Below are 19,440 nucleotides of genomic sequence, written 5' to 3'. Positions count from 1 at the left end.
CGATAAGGACTGTAAGGTTCTGGTCATACCGGCCGTAGGGACATGACTAAGCAGCGGAGGACCACGTAGCGAGCGAAGCTCATACATCAACCGCATGGGTGGTGATGGGCTGCGACCAAGAGGGCTCCGGCTTCCCGTAAGTCCCGAGCGGCGGTAGCGTCCCGCGATGTGGTGTAAGGATGTGGAGTTCGCTATTCCGCAGCTCAGTGGGGCGGTGCAGTCGTTTCCGCGCCAGATGGCGGTGGTGACGCCCGTGAACAGCGCGGAGAACCGGGGAGCTGAGTCAGCTCGCCGCGGGGGCCACGGAGCTGAACGGAGCCGCAAGGTCCGGACAGCTACACCGCCCGGCGGGGCACCACCCGAGCGGCCATGGCGATGTGCTCGGGCAGGGTCATTCGTCGGCTGACTCACCCATCACGGAAAGGCCAGGTCAGCAACCTGCAGTGATCACCTCCGCAGGTCACCGAACGCCCCATTACTAGGAGACCAAGAAGGCCTGATCTTCGGTCACGCCGCTTGACCTGCGGATCCCTTGATCCGCTGGTCTTGCGGTCCGCACCCGGCCCGCAGGCCGCCGCCCATGGCGGCTCTGAGGGGCCGGGTGCGGTCCACGACGTCCGACACCTCGAGGCCGAGCAACTCCGCTTGGGCGCGAGCCGAAGCCGGCGAGCGTGACGATGGCCGCGCGGATGTACGGCGGCACTCATCACCCACCTCCGCCGGTCGGGAAGCCGGGACGGAGGAGCGGCTCCTGCTCCAGGACCTCCACCACCGCGATGTCGACGGCCGACACGGCCAGACCCAGGTCCTGTACGGCCGAGTGGAGAACCGCTCGGCGCACCTCATGGACGCGGTCGCGCAGCGGGCGGTCGAGAGCGGCGGCCAGGGTCATGATCACCCGAACGTCGGTGCCCTCACCCTCGGGTACGAGCCGGCAGGTCGCGGCCCTCGCGCCGTGGACCGTGTCCGCCGCCTGCCGCAGCACTTTCGCCGCGGCGTTCTCGGCGATCCGCAGGTCCCGGTCCGGGTCGGCCAGGGGCAGCAGCCGTCCGGGCCGTACCTCCGCCCCGACGATGCTCATGACGCGGTCGGCGAGGGCGTGGAGGCCGCGCGTGTCCTCGGTGCGCAGCGCCCGGGTGGCCGCGTTCACCGTGGCCAGCCCCTCGACGGCCTCGCGGCAGTGAGGACAGGAGGCGGTGCGCGGGTCGTCAGCCGGCGCCGCGTCGCGCGCCTGTTCCCAGACCCGGCTGAGCAGGCGGCCGCAGGGCAGCACCTCATCACCTGCGAACGGGGGGACATCGGCGGCCGCTGGGCCGCTATGGAGCCCGTGGGCTCTGTGGGGCCCGGAAGGCCGTGCGTGCGGGTCGCCTAGCGCCATGGGCCCATCGCCTCCTGCAGGGATCGGCGCGCCCTGAACAATCTGCCGCGCACCGTCGGCTCACTGGTCCGCGTCACATGGGCGATCTCTTTGTAGGGCAGGCCCTCCACTTCCCTCAGGATCCAGCAGATCCGCTGTCCGACATCCAGCTCGGCGAGCGCGCGGGACAGTGCGGCGGTGGCGGCGTCCTGCTCGGCGGACCGGGCGGGCTGGCTCCAGGCGTCTCCCGCCGCGGGCTCGACGACGACGTCCAGTGAGAGGGGCGGCGGCCGGCGCCGGCGCATGGTCAGGCAGCGGTTGACGGTGATCCGGTACATCCAGGTACGGAACTCCGCGCTGTGGCGGTATTCCGGCAGCCGCCGCCAAGCGCTGACGAAGGCGTCCTGCACGGCCTCCTCGGCGTCCTGGGGACTGCCGAGCATGCAGCGAGCCAGAGTAAGGAGGGACGAGCCGTGCCGCCGGACAAGAATGGCGAAGGAGTCCTCGTCCCCCTCGGCCGCCCGGACGGCCAGCAATCCGTCCGGCAGGTCACGTCCCAGCAGGTCGCCTTCCGGCGATGGGGAAACAGTGCGTTCGGTCATGGCGCCCCCGCACAAAGGCTCGGACCCTCTGGGTAACCAGGAAACCGCCTGTGATGCACGTCACATTAGATGTGTGTGAGAAACGCGGCCCCTGCTGTGTCCAATCTTTCGACGGGTGCCGCTCAGGTGCCCGACCGACCGATCGAGGCGACCGCCATGACGGAGAACATCACCAGCGGCGGCGGGGACAGCCGGGCCGATGCGGGCGTGAGCGCGCTGCAAGGCCGTACGGGGGCCGGGGCCCCGGCCGAGACACGGGGGAAGACCACCATCGCGGACGGTGTGGTGGCGAAGATCGCAGGCATGGCCGCCCGCGAGGTACCGGGGATCTACGGCCTGGGCGCAGGGATGGCCCGGGCGTTCGGCGCGGTCCGGGAACGCGTCCCCGGCGCGGGCGGAGGCGTCACGCGAGGAGTGAAGGTCGAGGTCGGCGAGCGTCAGACCGCGGTGGACCTGGACGTCGTCGTCGAGTACGGCGTCTCCATCGTCGAAGTCGCCGGCGGCGCACGCACCAACGTGATCAGCGCCGTGGAGCGGATGACAGGGCTGGAGGTCGTCGAGGTGAACATCGCCGTCGACGACGTCCACCTCCCCGACGAGGAGGAAGGCGCCGAACCGGCCGAGGGCCGCGTGAGGTGATCCACCGCCGGGCCCTGCACGGGCGCGGGAGATCGCGCGCACGGTGACGTATGTGCGCGGGACGGGTGAGTGCATGATGAACACGGCAACGACAGGCCTCGCGGCCGGCATGGCCCTGGGCTTCGCCGGTTACTTCGGCGGCTTCTGGGCGTTTCTGCTGGTTCTGGTCCTGGGCGCGGCGGGGCTGATCGTCGGCCTCGTCGTGCAGGGTGACCTCGACCTCTGGACACGGAAGCAGCGGCGGTGAAGACCCGGCCCGCATCCCCCGGCGAGGCGTCGGACCCACCGGCGCCGGCCGTCGGCCTGCCACCCCCGGCCGAACGGGGCGCCACCGTCATCCCGGACAGGGTGGTCGCCCGTATCGCCGCGCAGGTCGCACGCACGGCCCAGTCCAGGCGCGCCGCCGTACCACCGGACCGGGGCGGGCCGGCGGCACCCAGCGCCTCCGCCACCGTCCGTACCGGATCGGTGCGCCTGCATGTGGCCATGGACCTGCCCTACCCCACCGACATCGCCCGTGTCTGTGAGCGGATCCAGCGGGACGTCGCCGAACGGGTGGCCCAGCTGACCGGCTTGCGGGTGAGCGAGGTCACCCTCACCGTCCGGCGTCTGCTGACCGCCGCCGAAGCAGGCCGGGGGCGGGTCCGGTGAGCGGCCACGATGGTCCGGGCCGCCGGGCACGCCGGACCATCCACGCGGGAAGGGGAGCGCGATGACAACCGATCCCGGTCCTCCCGGCCGCGGCTCCGCGTCGTCCGCGCACCGTGCCCCGGTGCCGCCGGCGAAGGAGATAGAGCCACCCGAACGCGACATGTCCGGCTCTGATCTCAGGGCCGGTGAGCGCGACAGCGGACACCGGACCCACCGGCCGTGGGCGGCACGCCGTCTCCCGGCGATGCTGGTCGCCTCGGTGATCCTCGTGGCGGCGGTCGCGGCGCTGGTCGACGTCCTCGCCGTACGGGCCGGACGCCCGGCGGCAGCCTGGCGCCGGCACCTGGCCGACGAATTGGCCACCCGCTCCGTGGACGACGTGTGGATGCTCACAGGAGCGGCCGTGGCCGCCGCCATCGGTGTCTGGCTGATCGTCCTGGCCCTCACCCCCGGCCATCGCCACTGGCTGCCCCTGCGTTCACCCGCCGGCTGCCCCCGACTGCGTGCCTCGCTGGACCGTGACGGCGCCGCCCGCCTGCTGCGCGACGCCGCGATGCGGGTCCCCGGAGTCGGCGCGGCGCACGTCCGCGTACGCCGCCACCGCATCAGAGCGCGCGCGGACGTCCGCTTCCGCGACCCCCGACAGGTGAAGGACGACCTCACCGCCGTCCTCGACGAGGAACGCGGCCGGCTGACCCTGGCCCGTCCTCCCCGCATCGTCGTACGTGTGCGGCGACGCGCCGACTGACCGAAACCCCGCAGCACCGGAGCCCGCACCATGACGCCGCGATCCGTACTCAACCGCAGTCTGCTGGCCGTCGCCGGACTGGTCCTGCTCTGCGGCGGGCTGCTGATCCTCTTCGCCGGACTCGACCTCTACCGGCGACACGATCTGGTCCCGCCCGCGGGCTGGCCCCTGACCACCCCGAACGACGTCCTGCTCGGCTCCGCCGACCGGGCCCGCTGGAGCAGCCAGGGCTGGTGGTGGTGGCCGGCGGTCATCGCCGCCCTCGTCCTCGCCGCTCTGCTCGCCCTGTGGTGGCTGCTCGCCCAGGTGAGCCGACGCCGCCCCGGCTCACTGCCCGTGGGCGGCACACCCCCGCAGGAGGGCGTCGAACTACGCGACCACGCCCTCAGCGACGCGATCGCGACCCAAGCCGGCGCCCTGCCGGGGGTCGAGCACGCGGCCGTACGCATCACCGGCCGGCCTGCCCACCACCGCACCCGCGTCAGCCTCACCCTCACCCCCGAGGGCGCGCCCGGCGCCACTCTCGGTGCCCTCTGCGAAGGCCCGCTCCGCACCGCTCGTCAATGCACCGGCTCCCCGCACATGCCCACCGATGTCCGCCTACACGTCATCCGCCACAAGCCCCATCGGGCGGAGTAAGGAAGAAGGGACCGTTCCCAGGTTCAACGCCCTTGCGGCCTTTCGCGGTCCGCAGGGGAACCGGCACTACTCCCCACGGGAGAGATCATGATCGTCATCGGCATCATTCTGCTCGTCATCGGCTTCGTCACCGGGATATCCATCCTGTGGACCATCGGGATCATCGTGGCGGTCATAGGAGCTGTCCTGTGGCTCCTCGGGGCGATGGGACACGCCGTCGCCGGTCGCCGCCACTACTGGTGATCCACACCGTCGCCGGTCGACGCCACTCCTGGTGATCGGGGCGGCGGGAGTCCGCCGGGCAGATCGAGAGGTTCACCCCCGTCCTTCCGGTCGATGTCCGGAGGTCCGGTCTGCGACGGAAACGTCAGCTCGGCGGGGACGGCCGGTCGCCGACACGGGCGAGGTCGATGAGAATCTGTCCGGCCTCGCTGACGTTGTCGGCCCGGACGGCCCTGGCCATCGCGGCGCGTGCCGCCTCGGGCGCCGTGTCCGGCGGAACCAGCAGCAGGGAGAAGTGGTCCTGCTCGCCGCGGGTGACGAGGACGGTGTCGTCACCGACCGGGAAGGAGTCGATGTGCACGACCCGGCCGTCCACCGTCAGCCGTGTCGGCAGTTCGTCCCAGGCACTGCTGTCCAGACCCACGCGGGAGACGGGTCCGAGGTGCTCGGTCAGCGCGGAGATCAGCGGGGGCAGCTCGACACCGATGTCCCGCGACCGCGGCCACCAGGCACCGTCCAGGATTCCCTCGCGTGCGCGTGCCGTCTCCAGCCTCAGCAGGGCCGTCCCGGGTCCCACCGCCTTGTGGACGGCATCGGGCAGCAGCCTGGGAGGGCCGGGGGTCTCGGAGTCGGTCATGGTGCCGCCCGTCCTTCGCTGGGGGCAACGCCTTCCTCTTCTGTCTCCAGCCGCCGGATCCCCTGATGCGTCAACGTGATCATCTCAGGCGTATTGCCCCTCCCCCAGTCGACGACGACCCAGCCTTCGTCCGCCAGATACGTACAGGCAGCGGCCAGGTCCTCCTCGGGGATACCGAGGTCGTCCCGGAGCTTCGCCCCGTCGACCCCCAGGAGGCGATTGCCCTCGGCGGCTTGGTACAGAGCCCGCATGATCTTCTCGCGGTACCCCTTCCGCTCGCGCAATACGGCCATGATGTGCCCTCCTCCACCCCCCTCGGTCTCCCACGCCTCTTCCCTGCGTCGGGCATCGATCCCTTCGGCTGATACCTCCTGGCCGGGGGCATCGCCGGCGTCGCCGGCCATCAGAGGTGGCCACATGCCGTCCGGCCCGCCCGGCGCGGGTGTCAGGGACAGCCGGGTCGGCGGCGACGGCGCGCGCCTGATCGATGTCGTACGGCCAATGGTCCCGGGCATGTCACGACCCGTCCCCGGGCACGCGGAGGGCGGCCCGGCGTCGTCGATCACCGGAAACGGCACCCGCGGCGGAGCCGGTGCGCGAGGAACTCCCGGCCTCTTCACACTACTCCGCTCACCGGCCCGAGAAGCCGGGAATGACCAGGCATTTCCCGCCTTGGCGACCTGGTCGCCGGTGCCCGACGCCGGGGCGGGTCAGAGCCAGTCCTTGCGCTTGAACGTCAGATACAGCACGGCGGACAGGACCACGATGACGGCGGCGGAGGTGATGAATCCCGACTCGCGGCCGAACCCGGGATAGGGGAGGTTCTGACCGTAGTAGCCGGTGATCGCAGTGGGTACGGCGATGATCGCGGCCCAGCTCGTCACCTTCTTCATGACCAGGTTCATGCGATTGGCCTGGACCGAGAGGTTCGTCTCCATGACCGAGACCACCAGGTCCCGGAGTGATTCGGTCCATTCGGTGACGCGCAGCACATGGTCGTAGACGTCCTGGTAGTACGGGACGAGAGGGTCGGTGATCACGTGCAGGCCCGGCCGCATGAGCGCGTTCACCACCTCACGCATCGGAAGGACGACGCGCCGCAGACGGACGAGCGATTTGCGCAGTGCGAAAACCCGGCGCTGCACCGATTCGATCTGACGACGCCCGGCCGCGAAGAGCAGCCCTTCCAGTTCCTCGACGCTGTCGTCCAGTTGCTGGACCGCGGCGAAGTGGCCGTCCACGAGATGGTCGAGCAGGCCGTGCAGCAGGAATCCCACGCCGTGGCCGGCCAGGTCCGGGCTCTCGTCCCAGCGGGCGACGACGTTCTCGATGTCGAAACCCTCGTCGTTGCGGACGGTGATCATGGCCTGCCTGGTGAGGAACACGGCGATCTCGCTGTATGTGAGCTCGGCCCCGTCCGGACTGACGGTCACGGCGTAGGCGCTGAGGAACTCATGGGTGCGATAGCGGTCGAGTTTCGGCCGCTGCCCGCGCTGCGCGGCATCCTCCAGAGCGAGTTCGTGGATGCCGAACTCCTGGCCGAGCATGGTGAACTCGGCGGCTCCGGGCCGGTACAGGTCCAGCCACAGGACCGCCGCCGGATCGGCGAGATGCGCGGAGAGGTCCCTGGCGGGAAAGTCCTCCAGGAGCAGAGTGCCGTCGTGGTACAGCCGGGTGCGCGTCACCATGGCCCGAGGCTAGTCTTCCGCGCCTCGATGATCCCGCTTCGTCCCGATCGCCAGCGCGGCAGGCCGCGTAGATCACCAGGGGTCGGCTTTCCCGGGCAAAGTCGCCGGCACCACCAGCCGCCCCACCACGGTGGAGGAGGTCAAGGCGCGCGGTGCGAGGCGTCGGCGGGCCCGCGGAGGCGGCCGGGCGGGGTGGCCGGCCGCCTCGGCGGGGGTGCGGTCAGCCGGCCTCGGCGGTCGGCACGGCCGCCGCCGGGGCCGCCGGGGCCGCCGGTGCCGCCGGTGGGAAGGGGATCTCCGCCAGCGCGGGGAGCAGCCACTTCTCCTCGTCGTCGAGGTGTCGCGTCAGCTCCTCGGTCATCCGGTCCAGCTCGGCCCGGAAGCGTGCGGGGTCGGCGGTGGTGAGGTCGGCCAGCAGGGCGAGGAGCCGCTCCATGAGGCCTGCGAGCGTCCGGTGTTGCTCGCTGAGCCGGTCGAGGGACTCCCGCAGCTGGGGGTGGTGGGCCGCGAGGGCGGGGAAAACGGCCTTGTCCTCGCCGCCGTGGTGGTGGGTCAGGCCCTCGCAGAAGGCCAGGCAGTGCTGCCGGATCTGCAGGCCGAGCCCCGGCGGCGGCGGTTCGCCCGGGCCCTGGTGGGCGGCGCGGGCGGCGAGGTGGGCGGCGGCCTCCTCGCGTATGTGGCTGAGCTGGCCGCGCAGCCAGGTGTGGATCTCCAGGACCTTGTCGGCGAGCGTCCTGATCTCGCGGGGCGCCCCCGCCGTGTGGTCGGGCCGCTCCAGCGCCACAACCGGCAGGGTGCGCTCCGTACGGCTCTGATAGTCGCCGTACCCGGACGCCACCCGCACCACCCGCGCGAACAGCTCGTCCCGCCGCTCCCCCTCGGCGGGGACCGCGATCGCCTCGTACGCCTCGGTGCCGATCTCCACGCGCACCACGGGATGGGCGAGGAGGTTGTGGTACCAGGCGGGGTGGTGGGGCGCGCCGAGGTTGGACGCGACGACGAGCAGCAGGTCGCCGTCGCGGACGTAGCCGAGCGGGGTGGTGTGCGGCCTCCCCGACCTGGCGCCGGTGGTGGTGAGCAGCAGCAGGTCGCCACCCTCGAAGGGGCCGCCGACCTTTCCGCCGGCTGCTCGGAACTCCTCGATGATCTGCTGGTTGAAGGGTGTGGGCATGCGGTGTCGCATCTCCGGAAGAGGTGTGTGTGCGCCGCGAGCGAGGCCGCGGCGATGATCGACGGCGGTGAGGCGCGCGACCCTCGTCCGGAGGTGCGGAAGAAACCAACGGCCGAAGGCTTGAGGTCCTGAGGCGGTGGGACAAGGGACGGCGCGCGGAGGCGCCCAGGTCAGACGCAGGGCGCGGAGTACGTACTCATGGCGTGGTCCCTTGTGAAGGGTGCTCACCCGGCTGTCGGCCTGCCCACTGCTCTCTGGCCGACGCCACGTGGCACCGCGCGCCATTACAGCCGGATGATCATCCCCCTGTCAACGCGGGACACCGGCCCGGGCGGCCGCCCCGAGGCGCTCGGCGATGCGGCGCACGTCCTCCCCGGTGGTGCGCCAGTTGCTGAAGGCGGCCCGCAGCGCAGGGACCCCGGCGTAGACGGTCGGGGTGAGGAAGACCTCGTCGGCCAGTGCCCCGGCGAAGGCGGCGAGCCGTTCGGGGGTCGGGTCCTCGGCCAGGGTGAAGCAGACGACGTTCAGCCGGACCGGCGCGAGGAGCCGCAGCCCCGGGGTGGCGTCCACGGCCTCGCCCAGCGCGTGCGCGCAGTCCGCGCAGCGTTCGACGATGTCCCGGTGCCCCTCCCGGCCGTACGCGCGCAGCGTGAACCAGGCGGCGAGCGCGCGCAGGCGGCGGGAGTTCTCGGGGGTGAGGTGGACGAGGTCGGGCGTGTCGCCGAGCGGGCCGAGGTAGGCGGCCGCGTTCTGGAAGACGCGGGCCTGGAGGTCGCGGCGGCGGGTGAACTGGACGGCGCTGTCGTACGGCACGTTCAGCCACTTGTGGAGGTCCACGCAGACCGAGTCGGCCGCGTCCAGCCCGGCCACGAGGTGCGCGTGGCGCGGGGAGAGCGCGGCGAAGGCGCCGAAGGCGGCGTCGACGTGCAGCCAGAAGTCGTGGCGCTCCTTCAGCGCGGCGACGGCGCGCAGGTCGTCGAAGTCGACGGTGTTGACCGTGCCCGCGTTCGCGACGACCACGCAGGGGCCGTCCGCCTGGGCCAGCGCCTCGTCCAGCGCGGCCGGGTCGACCGCCTCCCGCCCGGGCAGGGTCCGCACCGGGACGAGGGCGGAGCGGCCGAGGCCGAGCACGGACAGGGCCTTGGCGACGCTGGAGTGCGGGGCGCCGGACAGCACCCGCACCGGCCCCAGGGCCGCGGCCCCCGCCTCGGCGACCGAGACGCCCCGGCGCTCCCCCAGCCACTCGCGGGCGATCGCCAGGCCGACCGTGTTGGACATCGTGGCGCCGCTGACGAACGCGCCGTCGTGTGCCGCGCCGAGGCCGAACAGCTCGCGCAGCCAGCCGACGGTCTGGCGCTCCAGGTGCTGCCCGGCGCCGTCGAGCGACGAGTTCGAGTTCTGGTCCACGGTCGCGGTCAGCCAGTCGCCGACCAGCGCGGCCGGGGTGCTGCCGCCGGTGACGAACCCCAGGTAGCGCGGCCCGGCGCTGGCCCCGAAGGCAGGCTCCCAGCGTTCGGCGAACTCCTCCAGCGCGGCCCGCAGTCCGGCTCCCTCGCCCGGCAGCGGTTCGGGCTCGGGCGGCCGTACGGAGGGGATGACCGGCCGCTCCGCCAGCTCGTCGAGCAGGCCCGTGGCGAGCAGCCGGGTGGCGTCCAGGGCGTCGGGCAGGTCGGCCAGGTCGTGGGCGAGTCGAGGGTCCATGTGGGTTCCGTTCCCGGTCTCGGTGGGGGGCTCGGGCCGAGAGTAGGCGCGCGGGCGATCAAGAAGCTCGGGCCAATCCCGAAAAACTGGACCCGCCCGTGGGCGACACGGACCTGCCGCGCACCCCGGTTGATGTGGTGCGGGATGTGCACGACGCTGGTTCTGCGGGCCCTTGCGACCGGCTACTCCCCGGAAACCGGGGCCAGGCGGTGGTGAAGTGGGACAGACGACGATGACAGGCCACGACAGCGCCCCTCCCTTCGACGGCGGACCCGGCGGCGGGCCAGGCGGACCCGGCGGATCCAGCGGATCCAGCGGATTCGACGACGGACCCGGCGGCGGTTCCGGCGGCGGGTTCGGCGGCCGAGGGCACGACCCGTTCGACGAGGCGGTCACGGCCAGGGCCACGATCAACGCTGACGCCGTCGTGACCAGCTGGAACGAGGGCGCCCGGCGGCTGCTCGGCCACCTTCCCGCGGAGGTGGTGGGCCGGGACGCCGCCGCCCTGCTCGCCGAGGAGGTCTCCCCCGACGCCGTACAGGCCGCGGCGGCCCTCCCCCGCTGGAACGGCACGCTGACCCTGCGGCACCGCGACGGCCACCCCGTACGCGTCCGGCTGCTGGCCCACCGCGGCGCGCCGAGCGCGGACGGGCCGGGCGACTGGCTGCTGGTCTCCCCGCTCCCGGGCCCTGACGAGCCCACCGGGAACCCCAAGGCCACCGGGGCCGCCGAGCCGACCAGGAACATCCAGGACGTCATCGAGCAGGCGGAGGACGAGGCCCTGCAGGCGCTGGCGTCCCAGCAGTCCCCCTGCCCGGTGGCGATCTACGACGACCTGCTGCGGCTGCGCAAGATCAACGACCAGATGGCCCAGGTCATCGGCCTGCCAGAGAAGGAGATCCGCGGCCTGCGGCTGTCGGAGATCGGCGGGCGGCTGGAGAGCGAAGAGCTCGAACGCCACATGGCCGAGGTGCTGCGCACCGGCGAGCGGCGCGTGGTGGAGACACACCGCCGCGTCGGCGGCGAGGCCCACGCCCACGCCTGGTCCGCCCGCCTCGCCCCGCTCAAGACCCCCGACGGCGAGGTGCACGGCGTCTGCCTGGCCGCCCACGACATCACCGAGCAGTACCTGGCCCGGCAGCGGCTGCTGCTGCTCAGCGAGGCCAGCGTCCGTATCGGCACCACGCTCGACGTCACGCGGACCGCCCAGGAGCTGGCCGACGTCGGCATCCCGGGCCTGGCCGACTTCGTCAGCGTCGACCTGCTGGAGCGCCTGGACCAGGACGAGCCGTTCGGCGAGCCGCCGCCCGGCCCGCTCACCGGCCCGGTGGTGCTGCGCCGCGCCGCCCATCAGTCCGTCCTCCCCGGCGCCCCGGAGGCCGTGGTCAAGCTGGGGCAGGTGGACACGTATCCGTCGTACTCCCCGCAGACCGTGTCCCTGACGGCGGGCCACCCCGTCATCATCCCGACGACGGACCCCGCCATGAGTCGCTGGGCGTCCGAGAGCGCCGCCCGCGCCACCACACTGCGCGTCCACGGCTTCCACTCGATCATGTCCGTGCCCATCCGGGCCCGCGGGGTCACCCTGGGCGTGGCCGTCTTCTCCCGCCACACCCGGCCCGACCCGTTCACCCAGGACGACATCCTGCTCGCGGAGGAGATCACCACCAGGGCGGCCGTCTGCCTGGACAACGCGCGCCGCTTCACCCGGGAGCGCGACACCGCCCTGGCCCTGCAGCGCAGCCTGCTGCCCCAGGCGCTGGCCGGACCCACCGCGGTGGAGGTCGCCTTCCGCTACCAGCCCGCCGGGCCGTACGCGGGGGTGGGCGGCGACTGGTTCGACGTCATCCCGCTCTCCGGGGCGCGGATCGCGCTGGTCGTCGGCGATGTGGTCGGCCACGGCATCCAGGCCTCGGCCACGATGGGCCGGCTGCGTACGGCGGTACGCACGCTCGCCGACGTCGATCTGCCGCCCGACGAGCTGCTCACCCACCTCGACGACCTCGTCATCCACCTCTCCGCCGAGGGCGGCGCGGGCGCGCCCACCGGGGACGTCGGCGCCACCTGCCTGTACGCGGTCTACGACCCGGTCGCCCACCGCTGCTCCGTGGCCCGGGCGGGCCATCCGCCGCCGGTCCTGCTGGACCCCGACGGCACCGTGAGCCCCGTCCATGTGCCGGCCGGCCCGCCGCTCGGCGTCGGCGGGCTCCCCTTCGAGGCGATCGAGCTCGACCTGCCCGAGGACACGGTGCTCGCCCTCTACACCGACGGTCTGATCGGCGGCCGGGGCCGGGACCTGGACGCCGGGCTCAGCACCCTCACCGAGGCGCTGGCCCGCCCCGCCCCCTCGCTGGACGCGCGGTGCGAATGCGTGCTGCGGGCGCTGCTCCCCGAGCAGGGCGCGCCCGACGACGTTGCCCTCCTCCTGGCCCGCACCCGCGGCCTCGACTCCTCGCGCGTGGCGACCTGGGACATCCCCGACGACCCCGCCCTCGTCGCCCGCGCCCGCCGGGACGTCACGGAGCGGCTGCTCGCCTGGGGGCTCGACGAGGCCGTCTTCACCACCGAACTGATCGTCAGCGAGCTGGTCACCAATGCCATGCGGCACGCCACCGCACCCATCCAGCTACGCCTGATCCACGACCGGACGCTCATCTGCGAGGTCTCCGACGGCAGCAACACCGCGCCCCATCTGCGCCGCGCCCGCGTCTTCGACGAGGGCGGCCGCGGACTGCTCCTGGTCGCCCAGCTCAGCCGCCGCTGGGGCAGCCGCCACTCGGCCACCGGCAAGACGATCTGGGCCGAACAGGCCCTCCCCCCGCCGTCGCCTGCCTGACCGCCCCTCGCCGCCGGGCCTTCCGGGCGTTCCTTCCAAGCGCCGCAAGGTTTCGGCAAGGGTCCGCCAAGGCTTTCGCCCGCGCGGCCGGGCATGCCCCTCGCGTAGCGGACCGCTCCGTAGCGGACCGCGAGACATACGACCGCGAGAGACGGGGGGACGGCATGTCCGTGATGGAAAGCCCAGCCGACGGGTTCGGGGCGCCCGGGCCGAAGCCCGTACACGCAACGGGGCCGGTTGGCGGCGGCGCGGCGATGGTCGTCGTACGGTCCGCTCTCGGCCCGTACCTGGCGCTGATCACCGAGAGCCCGGCGGGTTACCCGCCGGCCGACGGCCATCTGCGGGTCGACCTCGGCGGCGCCGCGGACGCGACAACGCTGACGTGCGCCGATGTGCTGTACGGCAGCGTGGGCGACCCCAGGCACGCGGCCCGCGTCCTGCGCCGGTACCCCGGATGCCTGCTCGCCACGGTCCGGGACGCGGACGGCGCGGACGGCGGCGGCCGGTGTGTCGCCCTGGCGCGCGGGGGCGGCGCGCCGGTCGCGGTGACGGCGGCCGGCGGGCCCCCGGTCTCCGGGCGGGAGCACGCGCTGATCGCCTCGGTGCTGCACGCGTGGGTGGAGGCGGGGCTGCCGCTCCCGGCGCTGGCCGGGGCGGAGTGGGCCTTCCCGTGGCCCGGTCGCGAGCCGGCGGGCGAGGCGCCCGGCGCACAGGGCGCGCGTTGGGCCGGCGTCGCGCTGTCCCCCTTGTCTCCCTTGTCCCCCCTTGCCTCCCCTGCCCCTCCTGCCCCTCCTGCCCCCGCTCGCCGCGAAGGCCATCTGGTGACCAAAGTTGTCCCGATGTCATGATGCCCTTACGGAGCGTTGCGGACCGGCGATATAGGGGAGCGCTGGTGGACTTCGAGATCTCGATCCTGGGGCCCGTAGAACTGCGTACGGAGGGCCGCCCCGACCCGCTCGGATCCGCCAAGATCGCCCTGATGCTCGCCGCCCTGGCCCTCGACGTGGGCAAACCGGTCGCCCTGGACACCCTGATCGAGCAGCTGTGGGACGGCGATCCGCCCGGCAAGCCACGGGCCAGCCTGCACTCCTGCGCGGCCAAGATCCGCCGGCGGCTGCCGCAGGCCGACGCGCCGGGCAGCCCGTCGCTGCTGGTGCAGCGGGCCCACACGTACACCCTGGCCGTGGATCCGGAGGCCGTCGACTGGCACCGCTTCAACCGGCTGGTCGCCCAGGCCCGGTCGCTTGCCGACAGCGGCGACGACGCCCAGGCCCTGGCACTGCTGCGGCAGGCGGAGGGCCTGTGGCGCGGCGAGCCGCTGGCCGGGCTCGGCGGCCTGTGGGCGGAGAACGTCCGCGCGACCCTGCTGGAGGGCCGGCTGGCCGCGACCCTCACCCGGATCGCCATCGAGTTCCGCCGGGGGTGCTTCGCGGAGCTGGTGGGCGAGCTGTCGGCGCTGGTCGCCCGGTACCCCACCGACGAGACCCTGATCCGCCATCTCATGGTGGCGGGGTACGGCAGCGGCCGGCAGGCCGACGCGCTGCGCACGTACGATCTCGCGCGGCGCCGCCTCAAGGAGGAGCTGGGCGCCGACCCGGGCGAGGCCCTGTCCCGCGCGCACCGGCTCATCCTGAACCGGGCCCCGGTGAGCGAGCTGCTCACCGACCACGCCCCGAACGCCACCGCCACCTCCACCGGGGCTGCCACCGCCGCCCCGAACAACCTGCCGGGCCACGCCGAACTCGTCGGCCGCCACGAGGAGATGGGCACGCTGCAGGCCGTGCTCCAGGCGCCCGAAGACGGGGGCGCGGTGATCGCGCTCCAGACCATCACCGGCATGGGCGGCGTCGGCAAGAGCCTGCTGGCCCTGCACGCCGCCCGCCGCCTCGCCAAGCGCTTCCCCGCAGGTCAGCTCTACATCGACCTCCAGGCCCACTCCGCCGGCCGCCACCCGCTGACTCCCGAGGCGGCCCTCACCACCCTGCTGCGCCTCCTCGGCGTCCCCGCCACCGCCGTCCCGCACGACCTGGACGAGCTGACGTCCCTGTGGCGCACCATGCTGGCCTCCCGCCGCGCCGTGATCGTGCTGGACGACGCCGCCGGCCCCGAGCAGGTACGTCCGCTGCTCCCCGGCAGCTCCTCCTCGCTGATCATCATCACCAGCCGCCGTCGCCTGGCCGGCCTCCCCGGCGTCCGCCCGCTCTTCCTCGACGTGCTGCCGACGGACGACGCGACCGCCCTCTTCCGGCGGCTGGTGGGGCCCGAACGCAGCCAGGACGCGAACGACGTGGCGAATATCGCCCGGCTGTGCGGCCATTTGCCACTCGCCCTCGAACTCGCCGCGGGCCGCATGGTCTCCCGTCCCTCCTGGACGACCTCCCACCTCATTCAACGCCTGTCCCGGGCCCACGGCCGGCTCAACGAAATCCGCGACGTATACACCGACATCGCCCGCGTGTTCGAGATGTCGTACAACACCCTCACGGCCGAGCAGCAAACCGTCTTCCGCCTCCTCGGCCTCCACCTCGCCCCCGAATTCGGCCCCCACTCCGCCGCCGCGCTCACCGGCCTGCCCCTGGAAGAGACCGAGCGGATCATCGAATCACTCCTGGACGCGCACCTTCTCTCCGAACCCGCGCCCGACCGCTACCGCTTCCACGATCTTCTGGGCGAATACGCCCTCACCCTCACGGTCGCCGAGGACACCGAAGAGGACCGCGATCGGGCGGTCCAGCGGCTCATCGATTTCCACCTCAACGCCGCCGCCCAGGCGGACCGCATGATCTACCCCCGCCGAGCCCGCCTCGACCTCCACCTCGCCCCCTCCCCCTGCCCCCTCCCCACCTGGCCCGACGCCCAGGACGCCAAGCGCTGGCTCACCGCCGAACGCACCGCCCTCGTCGCCGCCGAACGCCACGCCCGCACCCACCACCACCCCGCCCAGGCCGCCCAATTCGCCCACGTCCTGGCCGGTTTCCTGGACGCCGAGGGCTACTGGGCCGAAGCCCAGCGCATGCACGACCACGCGGCCACCCACTGGCGCACCACCAACAACCCCCGCGCGGAGGCCCGCGCCCTGATCGACCTCAGCGCCACCCTGGCCCACTCCGCGCGCTATCCACAGGCAGTGGACTGCGCCCGTCGGGCGCTGACACTCGCGCAGAACCTCCATGACCCAACAGCGGAGGCCGAAGCGGTCCACCTCTTGGGAGTCCTGCACTGGCATCTAGGCCGCCTGGACGAGGCCCTCACCTTTCAGCGGGAGGCTCTGGAAATCCGTTCGCGCTCAGGCGATCAGTGGCAAGTTGCTCGGTCGCAGAACAATCTGGGCATCACCCTCTTGCACCTGGCCAGCCACCTGTCCGCCAAGGATTCTTTCGAAGCCGCACTCAAAGGATTCCGGGAGGTCGGCGACCACCGAGAGGAATCGCACGTACTGAACAACATGTCGGATCTTTTTCTGAGCACCGGAGACCGGGAATCCGCTCGCCAGGCATTGGAGAACTCACTCCGGATCAGCACGGCGACCGGAAGCCGCTCGGATCAGGCGGTTGCCCAATGCAACCTGGCCAATATCCTCAACCTTCCGGAAGACCTTGAAGCGGCTCTGGACCTGTATAGGCAAGCCCTCTTCTCGTTCCGGCAGTTAGGTGACAGACGGAATGAATCCATCGCCCTGAACAGCATAGGATCCGCATTCCATGCGGCAGGAAGAGACCACGAAGCGGCAGTACACCACAGAAGCGCGCTCGCTTTGGCGAAGAGCATAGGAGCGGCGCTCGAAGAGACCCAGGCGTTGCGCTGCCTCGGGTTGACCGAACTCCGGCTGGGGGACCTGCAATCCGCGTCAGACCATCTCGAAGCAGCCCTCGACCTCGCCCGGCGACTCCGCTTCCCCGAGGAGCAGCGGCGCGCGCTCGACACCCTGACCGACATCCGCTTGCAGCTCAGCATGCGTGACCGCGCGACGGCCAGCGGGAAGTAAGCATTTGTGATCCCGAAGGCCAGTGGATCTTACCTCACCACGGCGCTCAACCGCCGCGCCACCAGCAAGTTTCACACCTACGAGTGATCCATTTTGGCAACTGGACGACCATGGTGTTCACTCCTCCGCATGAAGCAAGCGATCATGAAGCCCGCAGCCGCTCTGCTGACCGCGACCGCGGTTTTTCTTGTGACGGCAATCTGCATACCGTCCGCTCCGCCGCGCGCCGCACAGGCCGCCGTCGTCCATAATTCAATCATTTAACCTGTCAGTTCGTGTGTCCGCCGATGACCCGCCTCGCCTCCCGACCAGGCTTCCCTGCCAGTGCCGGAACGTTTACTCACGTCTCTCGCCCAGCCGGTCAGGAATGGCGATGCGGGTCGGCGGGAGGCGAAGGAGCAAAAGGCCGCCCCGCCGTGCAACGGCGGGTGCTGCCTCTACTCTTCACCATCCGCTGTGCCGGGATCGAGATCACGCACCCACGCCTGCGCCGCAGCGAGATCGGGAGCGGTACCGACCGGTTCGTACCCGAAACCGCTCCACTCTTCCAGAACCCTCGTTTCGCTGGGGTGGAGGTGGCCGGCGCCACCGTGCAGCGGGCGGTGGCGCCGGTACTGGTCCATGGGCGCACGTCGTCTCTTGACGTATGCAGCGAGCGGGTCGTCGGGGTCGAGACGTGCGGTGGTAAGGGATGGCTGGTTCGGTGGCCCGGGTCGGCGGTGCTTGCCCATGGTTCCGATGGTCTCAGGCCGCGACGGTCGTCGGCCTGGCACCGGCGAGGTCCTTCGCACGTCCCCGGACCTCTTCGACCGCCGGAGCTCGTCGGCAGGGTGAACTACAGAAAGAACCGCCGGGCGGCATGTTCACCGAGCCTGGTGATCACGGACTGGGACGCTTGCGGGGCGGGTTCACCACCAAGCTGCACCTGGCGGACGAGCAGGGCCAAAACCCCATGTCCATAGCATCCGCTGCACCATCCCGGACAAGGCCGACCAGGCGCGCAACCGCAAGAAGCGCGGCTCCCGCGGTGGTCGGCCGCCCAAGTTCAACGCCGAGGACCACAAGGCCCGGCATGCCGTCGAGTGCGGCATCAACCGCCTCAAAAGGAACCGAGCTGTGGCCACGAGATACGACAAGCTCGCGGGCCGCTACGAGGCCACTGTCCTCGTAGCGGCCATCAATGAGTGGCTGTGACCGGCCCATTCAGGGATGGCGAACGGACAGCCCGTGGAGTCTTGGCGGTCAGGGGGTGATGGCATGTTCGACGAACTGGCCGCAGGCGCGGAACCCCAGGCGGCGGTAGACGGGCTCGCCGTCGGCCGACGCCTGTAGGACCGCGATGCGGTGGTCTCGCTCGCGGGCCGTGCGGAGGGCCGCGAGCGTGATGGCACCGCCGTAGCCGCGCCGGCGGTGGGCGGCCAGGGTGGAGATGTTGTAGATGCCGGCGACTCCCGCGTGGTGGAACACCTCGGCGGAGCAGACCGGACGGTTTTCCACGTAGCCCACCAGGTACCGGGCCGGGCAGGTCGCGGCCAGTGCCTGCGGGGCGGCTCGAGCGAAGAAGCCGCGGACGGTTTCGGCGGGCGGGTTCCAGTTCGCGGCGAGGACCGTGGCGTAGTCGGCGAGCTGCTCGGGCGTGGTCACGATCCGGATGTCCAGTCCCGGGACGGCGGGAGGAGGCAGGGTGTCGTCCAGTTCGGCCCACATCGCCGTCTCGCGTTCAGACACCGGCAGACCGGCCGCCGTCAGGCGGGCGGTGAGGTCCAGCGGTGTCGAGGCCGGCCCCACCCACCAGGAGAAACGGCGGCCGGTGCCGGCCAGTGTCCCAGCGGTCTCGGTGATGCGGGCCGCGGCGCTGGCGGCGGTGAAGCGGGCCGAGGCAACGATGTTGAACGTGTCGTCGTCCAGGCCACTGTCCACGACCAGGAGGTCACCAGCCTCTGTGACGGTCGCGCCAGACATACTCCGGTGCAGATGACAGGCGTGTTCCGCCAGGTTCCGCTCCATCCTGTCCGTCAAGTCGGCTTCATCAAAGGAATGATCATCCATAGCGATTGATCCCAGCACGACCGGACATAGAGCGCATGTCATTTTAGGCGGTGCCACGCCGGTGACCAGCACTTTCGATACACGCCCCAGCCAGCGATGCTCGCCCTTCCAACGCGGCGTCACCCAGTGTAACTTTTATGCCACGATATGCGACACCTGCGCTACTGGTCAGGCCTGTGCGGTGGGCAGATTCTGATCAGGCGGGGCCGCCTGGCTACCCGCCGGATGTGAGGGAAGGGGATTCCGTATGGAGACGCTTGCACCCGAGGCTCCGTGGGCGATGCGGCTGGTCACCGACCGGCTGCCGGCGGCCCCGCCGGCGTACGCGACAGTGACGCTGGACGAGGCCACGCAGACCGCCCGCTACACCGACGCCGCCGGCCAAGTGGTGGAGATGGGCAAGCATGGCACCAACAAGACCAAGGGCACTGCCTCGGTGTCCGGCGGCGGCGACGGGCAGACCCCGCAGCCGCAGACCCAGGACGACAACACCACCGACTACGAGTCGGACTGAT

20 protein-coding genes and 1 pseudogene are annotated in these 19,440 nt (G+C 71.7%); 12 read left to right on the top strand and 9 right to left on the bottom strand.

The window, feature by feature from the left end:
* Positions 1 to 706: 706 nt before the first annotated feature.
* Complete coding sequence (locus tag BBH68_RS19935) at positions 707 to 1,273, bottom strand: hypothetical protein (RefSeq protein ID WP_245738132.1); 567 nt, start codon at positions 1,271 to 1,273, stop codon at positions 707 to 709.
* A 95-nt stretch (positions 1,274 to 1,368) separates the two neighbouring features.
* On the bottom strand, positions 1,369 to 1,959 hold the full coding sequence (locus BBH68_RS19930) for an RNA polymerase sigma factor (protein WP_174589056.1): 591 nt from the start codon (positions 1,957 to 1,959) through the stop codon (positions 1,369 to 1,371).
* Between the two features lie 156 nt (positions 1,960 to 2,115).
* Between BBH68_RS19930 and BBH68_RS19925 the strand changes: the two genes are divergently transcribed.
* From BBH68_RS19925 to BBH68_RS42035, 6 genes are all read left to right on the top strand, one after another.
* Positions 2,116 to 2,598 carry an Asp23/Gls24 family envelope stress response protein gene (locus BBH68_RS19925; RefSeq protein WP_065964424.1) on the top strand — a complete coding sequence of 161 codons (483 nt, stop codon included), beginning with the start codon at positions 2,116 to 2,118 and terminating at the stop codon, positions 2,596 to 2,598.
* Positions 2,599 to 2,671: 73 nt separating this feature from the next.
* Entirely contained in the window at positions 2,672 to 2,845 is a 174-nt protein-coding gene (locus BBH68_RS42040) for a hypothetical protein (protein ID WP_158080299.1), read from the top strand.
* Complete coding sequence (locus BBH68_RS19915) at positions 2,842 to 3,249, top strand: Asp23/Gls24 family envelope stress response protein (RefSeq protein ID WP_079151092.1); 408 nt, start codon at positions 2,842 to 2,844, stop codon at positions 3,247 to 3,249. The genes BBH68_RS42040 and BBH68_RS19915 overlap by 4 nt, the downstream gene beginning before the upstream one ends.
* A 61-nt stretch (positions 3,250 to 3,310) precedes the next feature.
* Positions 3,311 to 3,997 carry a DUF6286 domain-containing protein gene (locus BBH68_RS19910; RefSeq protein ID WP_245738131.1) on the top strand — a complete coding sequence of 229 codons (687 nt, stop codon included), beginning with the start codon at positions 3,311 to 3,313 and terminating at the stop codon, positions 3,995 to 3,997.
* Positions 3,998 to 4,027: 30 nt separating this feature from the next.
* Positions 4,028 to 4,636, top strand: a complete 609-nt coding sequence (locus tag BBH68_RS19905) for a hypothetical protein (protein WP_065964349.1) — start codon at positions 4,028 to 4,030, stop codon at positions 4,634 to 4,636.
* A gap of 87 nt (positions 4,637 to 4,723) precedes the next feature.
* Entirely contained in the window at positions 4,724 to 4,879 is a 156-nt protein-coding gene (locus BBH68_RS42035) for a DUF6131 family protein (protein WP_170066579.1), read from the top strand.
* A gap of 124 nt (positions 4,880 to 5,003) precedes the next feature.
* On the opposite strand, the gene BBH68_RS19900 is transcribed toward BBH68_RS42035, so the two are convergent.
* The 5 genes from BBH68_RS19900 to BBH68_RS19880 all read right to left on the bottom strand — a co-directional run bounded on the left by BBH68_RS19900 (position 5,004) and on the right by BBH68_RS19880 (position 10,055).
* Positions 5,004 to 5,495 (bottom strand): DUF5994 family protein, encoded by a 492-nt coding sequence (locus tag BBH68_RS19900; RefSeq protein WP_065964347.1) that lies wholly within the window; start codon positions 5,493 to 5,495, stop codon positions 5,004 to 5,006.
* Positions 5,492 to 5,788, bottom strand: coding sequence for a hypothetical protein (locus BBH68_RS19895; RefSeq protein WP_065964421.1), 297 nt, complete (start codon positions 5,786 to 5,788; stop codon positions 5,492 to 5,494). The genes BBH68_RS19900 and BBH68_RS19895 overlap by 4 nt, the downstream gene beginning before the upstream one ends.
* Before the next feature lie 417 nt (positions 5,789 to 6,205).
* A complete protein-coding gene (locus BBH68_RS19890) occupies positions 6,206 to 7,183 on the bottom strand; it encodes a magnesium transporter CorA family protein (protein ID WP_076970761.1) in 978 nt (325 codons plus the stop codon).
* Positions 7,184 to 7,403: 220 nt separating this feature from the next.
* Entirely contained in the window at positions 7,404 to 8,354 is a 951-nt protein-coding gene (locus tag BBH68_RS19885) for a nitroreductase/quinone reductase family protein (protein ID WP_065964345.1), read from the bottom strand.
* Positions 8,355 to 8,663: 309 nt separating this feature from the next.
* Positions 8,664 to 10,055: a pyridoxal phosphate-dependent decarboxylase family protein gene (locus BBH68_RS19880; RefSeq protein WP_065964344.1), complete on the bottom strand. Its 1,392-nt coding sequence runs from the start codon at positions 10,053 to 10,055 to the stop codon at positions 8,664 to 8,666.
* 232 nt (positions 10,056 to 10,287) lie between these two features.
* On the opposite strand from BBH68_RS19880, the gene BBH68_RS19875 reads away from it, so the two are divergent.
* The 4 genes from BBH68_RS19875 to BBH68_RS44065 all read left to right on the top strand — a co-directional run bounded on the left by BBH68_RS19875 (position 10,288) and on the right by BBH68_RS44065 (position 17,140).
* Positions 10,288 to 12,891: a SpoIIE family protein phosphatase gene (locus tag BBH68_RS19875; protein ID WP_079151090.1), complete on the top strand. Its 2,604-nt coding sequence runs from the start codon at positions 10,288 to 10,290 to the stop codon at positions 12,889 to 12,891.
* A gap of 254 nt (positions 12,892 to 13,145) precedes the next feature.
* On the top strand, positions 13,146 to 13,739 hold the full coding sequence (locus BBH68_RS41525; protein WP_141713027.1) for a hypothetical protein: 594 nt from the start codon (positions 13,146 to 13,148) through the stop codon (positions 13,737 to 13,739).
* 44 nt (positions 13,740 to 13,783) lie between these two features.
* Positions 13,784 to 16,876: an AfsR/SARP family transcriptional regulator gene (locus BBH68_RS19865; protein ID WP_065964340.1), complete on the top strand. Its 3,093-nt coding sequence runs from the start codon at positions 13,784 to 13,786 to the stop codon at positions 16,874 to 16,876.
* A 129-nt stretch (positions 16,877 to 17,005) separates the two neighbouring features.
* On the top strand, positions 17,006 to 17,140 hold the full coding sequence (locus tag BBH68_RS44065) for a hypothetical protein (protein WP_281182486.1): 135 nt from the start codon (positions 17,006 to 17,008) through the stop codon (positions 17,138 to 17,140).
* Between the two features lie 173 nt (positions 17,141 to 17,313).
* Here BBH68_RS44065 and BBH68_RS44060 read toward each other — a convergent pair whose 3' ends face one another.
* Complete coding sequence (locus tag BBH68_RS44060) at positions 17,314 to 17,607, bottom strand: DUF6087 family protein (RefSeq protein WP_076970763.1); 294 nt, start codon at positions 17,605 to 17,607, stop codon at positions 17,314 to 17,316.
* 80 nt (positions 17,608 to 17,687) lie between these two features.
* Between BBH68_RS44060 and BBH68_RS44515 the strand changes: the two are divergent.
* Positions 17,688 to 18,070, top strand: a pseudogene (locus tag BBH68_RS44515) (transposase family protein); the annotation flags it as partial.
* Between the two features lie 48 nt (positions 18,071 to 18,118).
* Here the strand turns inward: BBH68_RS44515 and BBH68_RS19860 are convergent.
* A complete protein-coding gene (locus BBH68_RS19860) occupies positions 18,119 to 18,883 on the bottom strand; it encodes a GNAT family N-acetyltransferase (RefSeq protein WP_065964335.1) in 765 nt (254 codons plus the stop codon).
* A gap of 289 nt (positions 18,884 to 19,172) precedes the next feature.
* Between BBH68_RS19860 and BBH68_RS19855 the strand changes: the two genes are divergently transcribed.
* Positions 19,173 to 19,439 (top strand): putative ATP-grasp-modified RiPP, encoded by a 267-nt coding sequence (locus BBH68_RS19855; protein ID WP_245738129.1) that lies wholly within the window; start codon positions 19,173 to 19,175, stop codon positions 19,437 to 19,439.
* Position 19,440: the final 1 nt, after the last annotated feature.

The sequence above is a fragment of the Streptomyces sparsogenes genome, assembly GCF_001704635.1.
GTDB classification, from domain to species: domain Bacteria; phylum Actinomycetota; class Actinomycetes; order Streptomycetales; family Streptomycetaceae; genus Streptomyces; species Streptomyces sparsogenes.
Note: the sequence above shows the minus strand (reverse complement) of the source record. Positions and strands in the feature narration are given on the sequence as shown.

Bases quoted from the DNA above. Each gene is read 5' to 3' on its own strand.
- BBH68_RS41525 (WP_141713027.1), top strand. From the start codon at position 13,146: ATGGTCGTCGTACGGTCCGCTCTCGGCCCGTACCTGGCGCTGATCACC.
- BBH68_RS19905 (WP_065964349.1), top strand. From the start codon at position 4,028: ATGACGCCGCGATCCGTACTCAACCGCAGTCTGCTGGCCGTCGCCGGA.
- BBH68_RS42035 (WP_170066579.1), top strand. From the start codon at position 4,724: ATGATCGTCATCGGCATCATTCTGCTCGTCATCGGCTTCGTCACCGGG.
- BBH68_RS19880 (WP_065964344.1), bottom strand. From the start codon at position 10,055: ATGGACCCTCGACTCGCCCACGACCTGGCCGACCTGCCCGACGCCCTG.
- BBH68_RS19910 (WP_245738131.1), top strand. From the start codon at position 3,311: ATGACAACCGATCCCGGTCCTCCCGGCCGCGGCTCCGCGTCGTCCGCG.
- BBH68_RS19860 (WP_065964335.1), bottom strand. From the start codon at position 18,883: ATGGAGCGGAACCTGGCGGAACACGCCTGTCATCTGCACCGGAGTATG.
- BBH68_RS44060 (WP_076970763.1), bottom strand. From the start codon at position 17,607: ATGGGCAAGCACCGCCGACCCGGGCCACCGAACCAGCCATCCCTTACC.
- BBH68_RS19900 (WP_065964347.1), bottom strand. From the start codon at position 5,495: ATGACCGACTCCGAGACCCCCGGCCCTCCCAGGCTGCTGCCCGATGCC.
- BBH68_RS19895 (WP_065964421.1), bottom strand. From the start codon at position 5,788: ATGGCCGTATTGCGCGAGCGGAAGGGGTACCGCGAGAAGATCATGCGG.
- BBH68_RS19875 (WP_079151090.1), top strand. From the start codon at position 10,288: ATGACAGGCCACGACAGCGCCCCTCCCTTCGACGGCGGACCCGGCGGC.
- BBH68_RS42040 (WP_158080299.1), top strand. From the start codon at position 2,672: ATGATGAACACGGCAACGACAGGCCTCGCGGCCGGCATGGCCCTGGGC.
- BBH68_RS19890 (WP_076970761.1), bottom strand. From the start codon at position 7,183: ATGGTGACGCGCACCCGGCTGTACCACGACGGCACTCTGCTCCTGGAG.
- BBH68_RS19930 (WP_174589056.1), bottom strand. From the start codon at position 1,959: ATGACCGAACGCACTGTTTCCCCATCGCCGGAAGGCGACCTGCTGGGA.
- BBH68_RS19855 (WP_245738129.1), top strand. From the start codon at position 19,173: ATGGAGACGCTTGCACCCGAGGCTCCGTGGGCGATGCGGCTGGTCACC.
- BBH68_RS19885 (WP_065964345.1), bottom strand. From the start codon at position 8,354: ATGCCCACACCCTTCAACCAGCAGATCATCGAGGAGTTCCGAGCAGCC.
- BBH68_RS44065 (WP_281182486.1), top strand. From the start codon at position 17,006: ATGAAGCAAGCGATCATGAAGCCCGCAGCCGCTCTGCTGACCGCGACC.
- BBH68_RS19925 (WP_065964424.1), top strand. From the start codon at position 2,116: ATGACGGAGAACATCACCAGCGGCGGCGGGGACAGCCGGGCCGATGCG.